The sequence below is a fragment of the Sorangium sp. So ce302 genome, assembly GCF_051530145.1.
In the GTDB taxonomy this organism is placed as follows: Bacteria; Myxococcota_A; Polyangia; order Polyangiales; family Polyangiaceae; genus Sorangium; species Sorangium cellulosum_B.
Map to the genome: position 1 here is coordinate 9,162,705 of NZ_CP150326.1, position 13,924 is coordinate 9,176,628.

Annotated in this window: 9 protein-coding genes; 2 read left to right on the plus strand and 7 right to left on the minus strand. The window is 72.0% G+C overall.

The features are described from left to right. Positions 1-115: 115 nt before the first annotated feature. Positions 116-1,447, minus strand: coding sequence for a hypothetical protein (locus tag WME73_RS34765; RefSeq protein ID WP_437912337.1), 1,332 nt, complete (start codon positions 1,445-1,447; stop codon positions 116-118). A 351-nt stretch (positions 1,448-1,798) separates the two neighbouring features. On the opposite strand from WME73_RS34765, the gene WME73_RS34770 reads away from it, so the two are divergent. Next, complete coding sequence (locus WME73_RS34770) at positions 1,799-3,022, plus strand: hydroxymethylglutaryl-CoA synthase family protein (protein WP_437740657.1); 1,224 nt, start codon at positions 1,799-1,801, stop codon at positions 3,020-3,022. A 21-nt stretch (positions 3,023-3,043) separates the two neighbouring features. Here WME73_RS34770 and WME73_RS34775 read toward each other — a convergent pair whose 3' ends face one another. Beyond that, positions 3,044-3,478 (minus strand): hypothetical protein, encoded by a 435-nt coding sequence (locus WME73_RS34775; RefSeq protein WP_437740658.1) that lies wholly within the window; start codon positions 3,476-3,478, stop codon positions 3,044-3,046. 570 nt (positions 3,479-4,048) lie between these two features. Here WME73_RS34775 and WME73_RS34780 point away from each other — a divergent pair. After that, the gene (locus WME73_RS34780) at positions 4,049-7,024 is read left to right on the plus strand and encodes a DNRLRE domain-containing protein (RefSeq protein ID WP_437917467.1); all 2,976 of its coding nucleotides are present in this window, start codon (positions 4,049-4,051) and stop codon (positions 7,022-7,024) included. A 67-nt stretch (positions 7,025-7,091) separates the two neighbouring features. Here the strand turns inward: WME73_RS34780 and preA are convergent, their stop codons facing one another. The 5 genes from preA to WME73_RS34805 all read right to left on the minus strand — a co-directional run bounded on the left by preA (position 7,092) and on the right by WME73_RS34805 (position 13,864). Continuing rightward, on the minus strand, positions 7,092-8,480 hold the full coding sequence (preA, locus tag WME73_RS34785; protein ID WP_437740659.1) for an NAD-dependent dihydropyrimidine dehydrogenase subunit PreA: 1,389 nt from the start codon (positions 8,478-8,480) through the stop codon (positions 7,092-7,094). Positions 8,481-8,483: 3 nt separating this feature from the next. Continuing rightward, entirely contained in the window at positions 8,484-9,893 is a 1,410-nt protein-coding gene (locus WME73_RS34790) for an FAD-dependent oxidoreductase (protein ID WP_437912338.1), read from the minus strand. 54 nt (positions 9,894-9,947) lie between these two features. Continuing rightward, positions 9,948-11,351, minus strand: coding sequence for a dihydropyrimidinase (hydA, locus tag WME73_RS34795; RefSeq protein WP_437912339.1), 1,404 nt, complete (start codon positions 11,349-11,351; stop codon positions 9,948-9,950). Between the two features lie 192 nt (positions 11,352-11,543). Beyond that, positions 11,544-12,416 carry a nitrilase-related carbon-nitrogen hydrolase gene (locus WME73_RS34800; protein WP_437912340.1) on the minus strand — a complete coding sequence of 291 codons (873 nt, stop codon included), beginning with the start codon at positions 12,414-12,416 and terminating at the stop codon, positions 11,544-11,546. Beyond that, a complete protein-coding gene (locus WME73_RS34805; RefSeq protein ID WP_437851833.1) occupies positions 12,416-13,864 on the minus strand; it encodes a CoA-acylating methylmalonate-semialdehyde dehydrogenase in 1,449 nt (482 codons plus the stop codon). Before WME73_RS34805 ends, WME73_RS34800 begins: the two co-directional genes overlap by 1 nt. Positions 13,865-13,924: the final 60 nt, after the last annotated feature.

Below are 13,924 nucleotides of genomic sequence, written 5' to 3' on the forward strand. Positions count from 1 at the left end.
GGCGGCCGCGCGGCCGCCGCGCGTGCGGCGGGCGCGCAGGGCGCTCGACGCGCCCCGCGCCGGTCAAAAGCGGGCGGCGGCCGCGCTCACCGGCGCCGCCGCCCGGCCGACAAGCTCACTGCGCCGGTTCGGGATCGCAGCCGTAGAGGACGTCGACCGCCGCCATGGCGTCGTCCTGGACCAGCCGGCACGCGTCGGGGCAGAGCGTGATCATGTCGTTCTCGATGTAGAAGGAGCCCGGGGCGCACGCTGCCGCGCTCGCCACCTGGTCGAACGATTGCGGCTCGCTCCCGTCGCCGGGCGTGTACTGGACGACCACGGTCGAGAGGTCGATGATCTCCCCCGGCGGCGAGTCCGGCACCTCGAACTCGCACGCGACCACCGCGCCCGTGATGACGCCCTCCGCGATCGCCTGGAACACCACGTCATAAGAGTCCGTCTGGCAGAGCGGGAACCTGAGGCCACCCGTCCTCTTGCTGAGCGTCTGGTAGCCCGTGCCCGGCGCCACGGCGGTGCCGCACGTCTCCTCGACCACGTCCGCGTCGGGCGCGTAGGCGTCCGTGAGGACCGTGTTCTCGTGGAGCCCGACGATGCTGTGAAAGACGTAGTTGGGCGCGGTCGCGTCGCCGAAGACCGCCGGGTCCAGGCCGAACAGCAGCTCCTCGAAGTCCGTGGCGACGTCCTCCCAGGGCTGCCGCGTGTCGTCGATATAGATATTGCGCGGGAGGTGCGTCGACTGGCAGCCCACGTGGTCGTCGGTGATCACGGTGATCACCTTGAACGAGTCCTCGCGCACCCACTCCGACCACCCGGACGGCGCCACGCCGTGCTCGTCGGGCAGGCCGCCGTTGTAGCTCCCGAGGAGCACGCAGAGCGCGTCGTTGCTCCTGATCTCGTGGCTGTAATGGTAGAAGACGGGCGGGTTGTTCCCCGGTGCCTCGGGGACCGGGGAGCAGCTCTCGGTGCTGAGCGGGGCGCCGACGCAGATCGAGTCGTCTTCCTCCGCAGCGCCGTGCGCGGAGATCATGATGACGCGGTAATCGATGCCGCTCTCGCCGATGATCGAGGCGAAGCTCTCATTGATGTTGTTCTGTACGCTGATGATCTCGTTCGCCATGCTGGGCGAGTTGTCGATGACGAACACGATGTCGACCGGCCGCTTCGTGAGCGTGGCCTCGGCGACCGTGGCGACACAGGCCGTATCAGGCGTCACGGGGCCGCTGCCACCCGTGTTGGCGCCGCTGGAGCCGTTGCCGATCATCCCCCCGTCGTCACCGCCCGCGCCGCCCCCGCCCGCGCCGCCCTCGCCGCCCCCACCCGCGCCGCCGGCTCCACCGACGTTCGCTCCAGCCGTCGCGTCCGCGTCGCCCTCCGCCCCGGAGCTGCAGGAGCACCCTGCGGCGCCGGTCATCACCAGAACACCCAACCCAAGAAGCGGAACCAACATGGTAGACCGGGAGAGCTTCACATGAACCTCGACCGCTAGGGCGCATGAACGCGCTATTTCAGATTGCACAATTGCAACGAGATGTGGTGACGATTTTGACCTGACCGCGATTTTTCTCGGAGGCTGTTCCATGACATGTATCATGGAAGCGTCTTTGTCATTCCACGTGGTGCGCACGGCGAGGCGCGGTGGATGGAGGCGCGGGCACGGCCACGTGGCCACGCGCCACCGGTTGCGTGAAGCGAGGGCGCCAGCTGGAACGCGGCGCCGCGGCGCGTCGGGCGCCTCGGCTCCTCGGACGCTCCGCATGGGCTGGATGGTCTCTGCACAATGCGCCCCTAGGATGCAGGTATGAGCCTACGTCATGACTTTCCTCGCATCGGCATCGATGCGATCGCGCTCGCCGTCCCCCGCCGCTTCGTCGAGCTCACCGAGCTCGCCGAGGCGCGGGGCATCGCGCCCTCCAAGTACCTGACCGGCCTGGGGACCCGCCGGATGGCGATCGCTGCGCCCGACGAGGATCCGATCACCCTCGGCGCCAACGCGGCCCGCCGGCTGTTCCAGCGGTCGGGCGCGAGCCCCGCGGACATCGGGCTCTGCGTCGTGGGCACCGAGACCGCCGTGGACCACGCGAAGCCGGCGGCCTCCTTCCTCCACGGCCTGCTCGGGCTGCCGAGCGCGTGCCGGGTCTTCGAGGCCAAGCACGCCTGCTTCGGGGGCACCGCGGGCCTCCTCAACGCGGTGGACTGGATCGCCTCGGGCTCGGCCCGCGGCCGCGCCGCGCTCGTCGTGTGCTCGGACGTGGCGCGGTACGCGCTCGGCTCGGCGGGCGAGCCCACCCAGGGCGCCGGCGCCGTGGCGCTGCTCGTGCGCGAGCGCCCGCGCCTCGTCGAGATCGAGGTCGGCCAGACCGGCACGTATGCGCGCGACGTCTACGATTTCTGGCGGCCGCTCCACCACAAGGAGGCGCTCGTCGACGGTCACTACTCGGTGCAGTGCTACCTCGACGCCCTCGCCGGGGCCTACGGCGACTGGCGCCGCGTGGCGGGCGACGGCGATCCCCTCGCGCGCACCTGCTACCACGTCCCCTACGGCAAGATGGCCCGCAAGGCCCACCGCCACCGGCTGGCGATGGACGGCCTGACCGAGCAGGCCGCCGACGAGAGCTTCGCTGTCGAGGTGGAGCCGTCGCTCGATCTGCCGTCGCGCATCGGCAACATCTACACGGGCTCGCTCTACCTGGCGCTCGCGTCCCTGCTCAACACGGAGGCCCGCGCGCTCGAGGGGCAGCGCGTCGGGCTGTTCAGCTACGGCTCGGGCTGCTGCGCCGAGTTCTTCGCGGGCAGGATCGGGCCGGAGGCCGGGGCGCTCGTGGCCGCCCTCGAGATCGACGCCCCGCTCGACGGGTGCCGTCGCGCCTCCGTCGCGGAGTACGAGGCGCTGCGCAACGGCGACGAGGCCGCCGACCGCCGGCCGGCGCCCGAGGGCGCCGAGCGCGGGGGCGCGAGCCTCGACAGCCGGGTGGTGTACCTGGGGCTCGACTCGAGCGAGCGGCGCGTCTACGCGAACGAGTGAGCGCCGGAGCGGGCAGCTCGCTCAGCCGGAGCCGGACGAGGGGGACGTGAGCTCCGAGAGCTTCACGGTGAAGAGCTCCGCCCCGCCGGCCGCAGCGACGACGACCCGCAGCGTGCCGGAGGGGGCCGGTCGCTTCAGGCGCGCGGCGACCGCGCGCGTGACCGGCGCGAGCGGCGCGATGATGTCGGCCATCGCCGAGCGCGCCATCACGCCGACCAGCATCGGCGCGCGCTCGCCCGCGGCCAGGGCGGCGCGGAGCATGCGCTCGGGTTCGAGAGCCGGGTCGCGCTGCTGCAGGCCGATCGCGATGAGATAGCCCGTCGGTTCTCGCAAGGAGAGGAGATAACCCGTCAGCGGCGCGGGGGCGCTGCTGCGGGCCGGGAGGCTCTGCAGCAGGCGCGCGAGCTCCGGGCGGTGATCGGCGAGCAGCTCGGCCCGCTCATCGTGATCGGACATGCCCGCCCGCCCCTGCTTCGCCTGGGCGTTCGGCGTGAGACCGCGATTCCGCGGGGTGATCGTCGCTGCGTCTTTCGGGACCATGTTCCTCCAGCGAGGGCTCTTGCCCTCCGTGTTGTTTGTTCCGGTCACCGCGTCGCGCGTGTCACGAAATCGGACGCGGCCGCGCGTCGCTCGCAAACGCGGGCCGCGCGCCGCTGCACCGGGGCGCTTCGAGGTCGCCCCGGCGCGCCCTGTCGGAGGACCGTCCGGCGCGCACGGTCGGCCGAGTTGGCACGTCCTCGTGCCGCCGATGGCCGGCCAGGAGCCAGGAGCGGGCCGCGAGGGCGCCCTGGACCCCGCCTCGATCGGCCGAGGGCGCCGGCGACGGCTGCGCTCCTCGTCCATCGCGAGGGCGCGGCCCCCGTCCGCGGCGAGGGCGCGGACCTTGCGATGAGGCGCCGCGAGCTCGCTGCCCTCCGGCGCGGAGCGCTCCGGCGCCCGGTGCGCCTGCGCGGAGGAGCGTCAGCGAGCGTCAGCCAGAGGGAGAGCCAGCCTATGCGAGATCGAATGGGGAGGATTGGACAGGTGATGGCCGCAGCCGCCATGGTGGGGGGCTGCGCCTCCACCGAGGCGCCGCGAGACCCCGCGCCGTCGGTGGACGGCGCGGCGGCGGCGCCCACGGCGCCCGACACGGCGCTGGGCCCCGCGCGCCTGCGGGCGGCGTACATCGCAGCCGTGCAGGCGTCGGCGCCCGAGGGCTACCGGGTGATCGAGGCGTCTCCGGGCGGGAACGAGGCGAGCCTGCGCGCGCCGAACCCGGCGCACCGGCTCGCGGCCGATTTCAGCGCGTCGGGCGTGCGGATCGCCCCGGAGGGCGAGGCGCGGTGGGGCTTCTCGATGGCCGCCGCCCGGTACGGCTGCGCGGGCGATCTGCGCGAGGTGCCGCGTGCGGCGCCGACCGCCACGAAGAACCGCGTGGAGCTCCGCCGGCAGGGCGCGTCGCCGGGCGAGGGCCTCGTGGAGTGGTACGTGAACGGGCCGCTCGGGCTGGAGCAGGGCTTCACGGTGCCCGGTGCGCCTCCCTGCCTCGCCGCCGGGGACCAGGACCTCGTCATCGAGCTCGCCCTGGGCGGCGATCTCCGCGCCACGCCGCTCGCCGGCGGCGAGGGGGTCGCGCTGCGCGAGGCGTCCGGCGCGGTGGCGATGCGGTACACGGATCTCCACGCCACCGACGCCGCGGGGCGGACGCTGCCCGCGTGGATGGAGCTCGGCGTCGACGAGCGCACGCTGTCGCTGCGCGTGGACACCGCCGGGGCCGCGTACCCGGTGACGGTGGATCCGCTCGCCGCCTCGGAGCGGACGGCGCTCATCGCGGTCGACGGCTCGACCCCGATCCACCTGAACGGCGACGCGATCGCCATGTCGGGCGACACCGCGATCGTCGGGGCGCCCGGGAGCGCGGCGTACGTGTTCGTGAAGAGCGGCGGCGCCTGGACGCAACAAGCCAGGCTCGTCCCGGGCGACGGGGCCGCGGGCGACGGCTTCGGCGCCTCGGTCGCGATCTCGGCGGACACGGCCGTGGTCGGGGCGCCCTGGGGGACCGAGGGCGCGGGCGCCGCCTACGTGTTCGTGCGGAGCGGGGGCGTGTGGGTCGAGGGCCCGCAGGCCAAGCTCGCCGGCAGCGGACCGACCGGCGGCGCGTTCGGCAAGACCGTCGCGATCTCGGGGAGCTCGGTCATCGTGGGCTCCCCCGCGTACGCGCTCGAGCTCGCGCAGGACAGCGACGCCGACGGCGTGATCGACGCGGACGACAACTGCCCTGACGCCGCGAATCCGTCGCAGGTGGACGGCGACGCCGACGGGCATGGCGACGCGTGCGACCCGCGGTGCGTGACCTTCCGGCGCGGCCTTGGCGGCGACGTGGCCGACGCGACGCTCTGGCAGGTATCGCCCACGTGGAACGACGGCGCCAGCACCACGCTCTCGACGGGCACCGGCACGGGCGGCGTCCGGCGGAGCCTCCTCCGGTTCAACCTCGCCGGCGTCCCGGCGAGCGCGGAGATCGCCTCGGCGACGCTGTCGCTGTACCAGACGTACAAGCTCGAGAGCAGCACCGTGCGCGTCCACCGGGCCACCGCCGCGTGGACGGAGTCGGGCGTCACGTGGGGCAACTCCGGCGGCGGCGGCCATTTCGATCCTGCGATCGAGGCCTCCTTCGTCACCGGCGGTCCTTCCGGCACCACCGGCTTCCGGAACGTCGACGTGACCGCGCTCGCGCAGGCCTGGGTGAGCGGCGAGATCGCCAACCACGGCGTGCTGATCGAGGAGGCCGCGGTGACCCGGAGCACCCTGCGGAGCAGCGAGAGCGCGAGCGCCACGGAGCGGCCGGCGCTCACTGTCTGCTACCACGACACCTGCGAGGACGGCATCCAGAACGGCGCCGAGTCCGGCGTGGACTGCGGGGGCCCGAGCTGCGCGCCGTGCGCCCCCGGCAGCGTCCTCTGGAGCAGGCGCTTCGTCAACGGCTGGCACGAGTCGATGCGCGCGCGCGCCGTCGCGGTCGACGGCGCGGACAACGTGATCTTCGGCGGCTACGCCTATGGCCCGATCGACTTCGCCGGGCACGGCGGGCCGCTCCCCGAGGGGATGCTCGACACCAAGTTCCTCGCGAAGCTCGACGCCGCGGGGAACCACGTGTGGGACAGGCGCCCGCAGCACGGCGGCACCTTCTTGAGCGTCGCCGCGTCGGGGTCCGGCGAGCTGATCGCGGGCTCGAACTTCGGCCTGCAGCGGTTCACCGCGTCGGGCGACCTCCTCGCGGAGGTCGTTGGCCTCGGCCAGGTCAAGGTCGCCCGCGCCAATGCGGGCGCCGCCGCGCTCGCCGGCGTCCTGTGGGACACGGTCGATCTCGGCACCGGCCCCCTCGCCGGCGGGCCGGGCAGCGATCTCCTGGTCGCGAAGCTCGACGCGGCGGGCGCGCCGATCTGGACCAGGACCTTCGCGAGCGACCCGTACGACAGCGACCCTGCGAGCGTCACCGTGGACGGCGCGGGCAATGTCATCGTCCTCGGCCGCTTCTCCGGCGCGCTCGACCTCGGTGGCGGACCGCTGGCGAGCTCGCCGACGGCTCACGGCATGTACCTGGCGAAGTTCGACGCGGCCGGGAATCACGTCTTCAGCCAGGTCGTCTCCGGCACGCCGGATGACGCCGACGTCGCCGCGACCCCGTCCGGGGAGCTGATCGTCGCCCTGGGCACGACCGTGACCAAGCTCACCGCCTCGGGCGCGCCGCTGTGGAGCGTCGATACGACGGGCCTCGGCCTGCTCTCCAACACCTGGGGCATCCCTGCCGTCGCCCTCGACGGCGCTGGCAACGTGTTCATCAACCCGCCCGGCGCTGTCGCGAAGCTCTCGCCGTCGGGCGCCGTGCTGTGGTCGGTCGACCCGTTCGGCGACGCGGAGCACGGGGACATCTTCGATCTGGCCGTGGACAGCGCCGGCAACGTGATCGGCGTTGGCACGTACGACCGCGCGGACGCGATCGTCGTGAAGCTCGCCCCATAGCCCGGGCAGCGCCCCGGCGCGCTCGCGGTCGTCGCGGGCTCCTGGCCGCCTGGCCAGGAGCCCGCGATCACGAGCTCCGCGCGCGCGCCGTCGTCTCCAGCCCGCCGGGCACGAAGTCCGTCCCCTTCTGGACACGGTCGTTCCACGTCTCGGGGGGCTTGCCTGAAGGCACCTCCCTCATCGTGATGCACCCCGGCACCGGGCACACCAGCGCGCACAGATTGCAGCCGATGCACTCCTCTTCGTCGACGAACGGGACCCGCGACGGCGCCGCGTCCCCGCTCGGATCCGCCGTCACCGCGCGATCCGGGAGGACCTTCGGGAGGTGGGTGTGGCCCGCCGCGCGCGCCTCCGCCTCCGTCCTCCCCGGCAGGTGGATGCACTGGTGCGCCCCGTCCATGCAGGCGACGTAACAGAGCTGGCACCCGATGCACTTGTCGGCGCTGATGTCCGCGACCACGCGGTACGAGAGGTCGAGCTCGCCCCACTCCTGGACCTGCGGGATCGCCCTGCCGCGCAGCTCGTTCACCGAGCGCATCCCGTGATCGTCGAGCCAGTCGCTGAGCCCCTCGATCATCTCCTCGACGATGCGGTAGCCGTAATGCATCACCGCGGTGCAGACCTGGACGCTCGTCGCGCCGAGCGCGATGAACTCGGCGGCGTCGCGGGAGTTCGAGATGCCGCCGATACCGGAGATGGGCAGCCGGCCGACGCCGGGGTGGCGCGCCAGCTGGCTCAGCAGGTGGAGCGCGATCGGCTTGACCGCGGGCCCGCAATAACCGCCGTTCGTCGACGCGCCGCCGACCCGCGGGAGCGGGACCATCCGCTCCAGATCGACGCCCATGAGCGACTTGACCGTGTTGATCAGCGAGACGCCGTGCGCCCCGGAGCGGAGCACGGCCTCGCCCGGCTCCAGGATGTCGCCGACGTTGGGCGTGAGCTTCACGATGACCGGCGTCGTCGCGAACTCGACGGCCCAGCGCGCGATCTCCTGGAGGACCGCCGGCTCGTTGCCGACGGCCGAGCCCATGCCGCGCTCACACATCCCGTGCGGACAGCCGAAGTTGAGCTCGAGCCCGTCCGCGCCCGTGTCCTCGGCCTTGCGGATGATCTCGCGCCACTCGTCCTTCGTCTCGACCATCAGCGAGGCGATGAGCGCGTGGCCCGGGTAACGCCGCTTGATCTCGCGCATCTCCTTGAGGTTCACGTCGAGCGGGCGATCGGTGATGAGCTCGACGTTGTTGAGCCCCATGAGCCGCGTGTTGCCGTAGTCGATGCCGCCGAACCGGCTCGACACGTTGACGATGGGGTTCCCGAGCGTCTTCCAGACGGCGCCGCCCCAGCCGGCGTCGAAGGCGCGCCGGACCTGATCTCCGGTGTTGGTCGGCGGCGCCGAGGCGAGCCAGAACGGGTTCGGGCTCTTGATCCCGGCGAAGTCGATAGAGAGGTCGGCCATCGCTCAGCTCCCTTGCGGTGAGGGCACGGGCGCCGCGCCGCCCGCCCCCGTCGTCATCGCTTCGTGCATCGCGCGCGCGGCGATCTTCGCCTCGGCGACCGCGTTGACGACCTCCTTGCCGCCGTTCACGCAGTCGCCGCCGCTGTAGACCTTCGGGTTGCCCGTGCGGTGCGTCGCCGGGTCGACCACCACGCGCCCCCTCGGGTCGAGCACCACCCCCTCGAACGCGAGCGCCACCTGCGTCGCCCGGCTCTGCCCGATCGCGACCGCGACGAGGTCGGCGGGCAGGAGCTCCTCTTGGGCCGGCCCTGGCGCCGGGCCCCGCGCGCCGGTGTCGGCGGGCGCGTCGGCGGGCGCGATCCGCAGCGCGACGACCTTGCCGCCCTCGCGCACCACCTCGACCGGCACCCGGTTCTCGACGAGGCGCGCGCCGGCGACCCGCGCGCCCTCGAGCTCGTGCGCGTACCCCGACATCTCGGCCTCGGAGCGGCGGTACACAACGGCCACGTCGACCCCGAGCAGGGCCAGCTCGTGGGCGACGTCGAGCGCCGTGTTGCCGCCGCCGATGACGACGGCGCGCCGCACGCCCGCGAGGTCGAGGCCCGGGTCGGCCTTGAGCCGCTCGATGAACGCGGTCGCGCCCACCACGCCGTCGCCGTCCTCCCCGCGGAGGCCGAGGCGCGCGTCGGCGCCCAGGCCGAGCCCCAGGAACACCGCGTCGTACTCCGCGACCAGGTCGCGCGCGGAGACCTCCCCCGGCCCGGCCGCCTGCGCGACGACCGAGACGCCGGCGCGGAGCTCGATGTCCCCGAGCGACAGGACCCACTCGAGCTCGTGGAGCGCCTCGTGCCCCTTCATCTTGTAGGGCGCGATCCCGAGCGTGTTCAGGCCGCCGGGGATCGCCTTCCGCTCGAAGATCACGGCGCGGTGCCCCTCGAGGGCGAGGTAGCCCGCCGCGGCGATCGACGCGGGCCCCGCGCCCACGAGCGCGACGCTCTTGCCGGTGGGCGGCTTCGCCCGGAAGATCCGCGGATCGCGCGCGAGGGCCGACTCGACCGCGTAGCGCTGGAGGCGGCCGATCGCGATCGGCTCTCGCCCCCACCCGTTGTAGACGCAGTCGCCCGCGCAGAGCACCTCGACGGGGCAGGCCTGCCCGCACGACTGGCCGAGCAGGTTGGCCGTGAGGATGGTGCGGGCCGCGCCCTTCACCTGGCCGGCCGCGATCTTCCGGATGAAGCTCGGGATATCGATCGCCGTCGGGCACGCCTTGACGCAGGGCGCGTCGACGCAATAGAGGCACCGGTTCGCCTCGGCGATCGCCTCGGCGTCGGTGTAACGCGGGCTCTTGTCCTCGAATCGCTCTTCGATCCGGCCGGACGGGAGGGCTGAGAGGCGTATCGGGGCTCGGGTCATGCTGGCGCTCGCGCGGCTCCTCTCGGATGGTGCGTGGTGCGTGGTGCGTGGTGGCTAGAAGGCCTGGGCTCCCTGGGTCGGGGCGAGCCGGCGGGGTAGATAGCGCCCTGCGCCGCGCTGCACGTCGAGCTTGCCGTCCGTGCACTGGACCCGGCCGTTGACGATGACGTGCGTCGGCTTCCCCTTCACCTCGAAGCCCTCGAAGATGCTCCGATCGCACCGGTGATGGTGGGTCTTCGCGGAGATCGTGCTCGTCCCCTTCGGGTCGAAGACCACGAGATCCGCGTCGCCGCCCGGCACGATCGAGCCTTTGCGCGGGTACAGCCCGAAGATCTTGGCCGGCTGCGTCGAGAAGAGATCGACGAAGCGGTGGACGTCGATCCGCCCCGCGAGCACCCCGTAGGTCCAGAGCAGGGCGAGGCGGTTCTCGATGCCCGCGGCGCCGTTCGGGATCCGCGAGAAATCGTCCTTGCCCATGTCCTTCTGGCCGGCCTGGTTGAAGGGGCAGTGGTCGGTCGCCACGGTCTGGATGAGCCCCGACGAGAGCGCGGCCCACAGCGCGTCCTGGTGGCCCTTCGGCCGGATCGGCGGGCTCATCACGTAGGCCGCCCCCTCGAAGCCGGGCTTCTCGTAGACCGAGTCGTCGAGCAGGAGGTACTGCGGGCACGTCTCGGCCATGACCACCTGGCCCCGGCTCCGCGCCTCGGTGACCGCGGCGAGCGCCTCCTTGCAGGTGAGGTGGACGATGTAGATCGGCTCGCCGATCATCCGGGCGAGCATGATCGCGCGCCCCGTCGCCTCGCCCTCGATCGGCGCGGGGCGGCTCTGCGCGTGGTACCGCGGGTGGGTCTTGCCCTCCTTCAGGAGCTTCTTCTGGAGCGCGACGACCGCGTCGCCGTGCTCGGCGTGGACGGTCACGAGCGCGCCGAGGCCCTTGGCGGCCTGCATCACCTGGATGAGCTCCGGATCGTCGACGCCGATGGCCCCGCGGTAGGCCATGAAGGTCTTGAACGACGGGATGCCGTGCTCGCGCGTGCAGACGGCCATCTCCTCGAGCGTGTCGTCGCCGAACCAGGTGACGGCCATGTGGAAGGCGTAATCGGAGACCGCCTTCTTCGCCTTCTCGTTCCACATCGCGAGCCCGTCGAGCAGCGCCTGCCCTCGGGCCGGGATCACGAAATCGATGATCGAGGTCGTGCCCCCGGCGACGCCCGCCGCCGTGCCGGTCTCGAAATCATCGGAGCTCTCCGTCCCCATGAACGGCAGTTCCATGTGCACGTGGGCGTCGACCCCGCCAGGGAAGATGAGCTGCCCCGAGGCGTCGATCACGGTGTCCCCCGCGCGCTCCTTCGACAGCCCCGCGCCGACCGCGGCGATCTTCCCGTCCTCGCAGTAGACGTCGCCGACGAACCGGTCGCTCGCTGTGATGATCTCGCCGTTCTTGATCAGGATGCCCATGTTGCTCCTCCGCGGGTGAGCGCCGGGCGGCGGGTCCCCTCCGGGGGGCGGCGCCGCCATGGCGGGGGAAACGCCGGGGGGGAGAGCCGGCCGCGACCAGCGCCCCGGCGCTGCTGGTGTCTTCGCGGTGGACTTCGCATCGCTCGTCGCGCTCGTTGCCCGACCTCGCCGTCCTCCCGCCGCCCCGGGCCCTCAGGGCAGCTGTTCCGTGAGCTCGCCGTACGTCTCGGGCCGGCGATCGCGATAGAACTGCCACGTCCTCCGCACCTCCTCGATCAGGTCGAGGTTCATCTCGGCGATGACGAGCTCGTCCTTGTCCTCGCTCCCCGTCGCAAGGAAGCTGCCCCGCGGGTCGCAGAAGTAGCTCGTCCCGTAGAACTTGCCGATGTTCCACGGCGCCTCGGTGCCGACGCGGTTCGAGGCGGCGATGAAGTAGCCGTTGGCCACGGCGTGCGCGGGCTGCTCGAGCTTCCAGAGGTACTGGGAGAGCCCGGCGACCGTCGCCGAGGGGTTCCACACGATCTCGGCGCCGTTCAGGCCGAGCAGCCGCGCCCCCTCCGGGAAGTGGCGATCGTAGCAGATGTAGACGCCGATCCGCGCATACCGCGTCTGGAACGTGGGATAGCCGAGGTTCCCCGGCTTGAAGAAGAACTTCTCCCAGAACCCGTTCGTGTGCGGGATGTGCGTCTTCCGGTACTTGCCGAGGTACGTGCCGTCGGCGTCGACCACGGCGGCCGTGTTGTAGTAGACGCCCGCCATCTCCCGCTCGTAGATCGGGATGATCATCACCATCTTGTACTTCTTGGCGTACGCCGCGAGCCGCTCGACCGTCGGGCCGGGGACGGGCTCGGCCACATCGCACCATTTCGCGTCCTGCGAAGGACAGAAGTAAGGTGTATTGAAGACCTCCTGCAAACAGAGGATCTGCACACCCCTCTTCCCCGCCTCGTCGATGAACTGCAGGTGCTTCTCGAACATCGCGTCCCGGATGGCCATGACGGAGGCGCCGTCGTCGCCGATCGGGGTGGAGCACTGGATCAGCCCGCCAAGTACGTTCCGTGCCATCAGAACCACCTCGTGATGACGATCTTGCGCTCCGTGTAGAAGTCGATGGCCGTCGGGCCGTGCGCCTTGAGATCGCCGAAGAAGCTGCCCTTCTGGCCGCCGAAGGGGAAGAAGGCCATGGGCGCCGCGACGCCGATGTTCACGCCGACCATCCCGGCAGCGGCGCGGTGCTGGAACTCGCGCGCCGCGCGGCCGCTCGACGTGTAGATCGACGCCGCATTGCCGTACTCGCTCCGGTTCGCGATCGCGATCGCCTCGTCGAGGTCGTTCGCGCGCATCAGGCACGCGACCGGCCCGAAGATCTCCTCGGTCGCGATCACCATCCCTGGCCGCACGTCGTCGAAGACGGTGGGCCCCACCCAGTTGCCGTTCGGATACCCCTCGACCCTGGCGTCCCGGCCGTCGAGGAGGAGCGTGGCCCCCTCCGCCACGCCCTGGTTGATGTACGAGAGCACCCGGTCCCTGTGCGCCGCCGAGATCACCGGGCCCATGGTCACGCCCGGCTTCGATCCGTCGCCGAGCACGATCCCCTTCGCGTGGCGCACGAGCCCGTCGCGCACGGCCTCGTAGGTGTCGCCGACGCACACGACGACGCTGCCGGCCAGGCATCGCTGGCCGGAGCAGCCGTAGATGGACTCGGCCACGTTGGCGACCGTCATCTGCCGCTCGGCGTCCGGCATCACGACGAGGAAGTTCTTCGCCCCGCCGAGCGCCTGGACCCGCTTGCCCGCCTCCGCGGCGCTCTTGTACACGTGGCGCGCGACCGCCGACGAGCCGACGAACGAGACGCCCGCGATGTCCCTGTGCGCGCAGAAGGCGTTCACGACGTCGCGGCCGCCGTGGACCAGGTTCACCACCCCCGGCGGCAGCCCGGCCTGCTCGATCAGCTCGAAGATGCGCTGCTGCGAGAGCGGGACCTGCTCCGACGGCTTGAGCACGAACGTGTTCCCCGTCGCGATCGCGTACGGCAGGAACCAGAGCGGCACCATCGGGGGGAAGTTGAACGGCGTGATCGCGGCAAAGACGCCGAGCGGCTGGCGGATCGTGTGGCAGTCGATCCGGGACGCGACGTCCTCGAGGGCCTGCCCCATCAGGAGGGCCGGGATGCCGGCCGCGTGCTCGACGTTCTCAATGCCGCGACCGAAATCGTTCCGGGCCTCGGCCAGCGTCTTGCCGTGCTCGGAGGTGCAGATCGCCGCGATCTCGTCGCGATGGGCGTCGAAGATCTCGCGCAGCTTGAAGAGGTAGCGCGCCCGCTGCACCGGCGGCGTCGCGCTCCAGCCGGGGAACGCCGCCTGCGCGGCCTTCACCGCCGCGTCGACGTCGGCCGCCGTCGAGAGGGGCACCTCCGCAAGAGATTCCCCGGTCGCCGGGTTCTTCACCTCGAGGCGCGTCGCCCCCGAAGCTCGAGACCAGGCTCCGCCGACGAAGTTTTCCAGCACACGCATCGTGAAAAACCTTTCCCCCCGGCGAGGTCGTCACTCGGCAGCCCCGACCAACACGCCGGG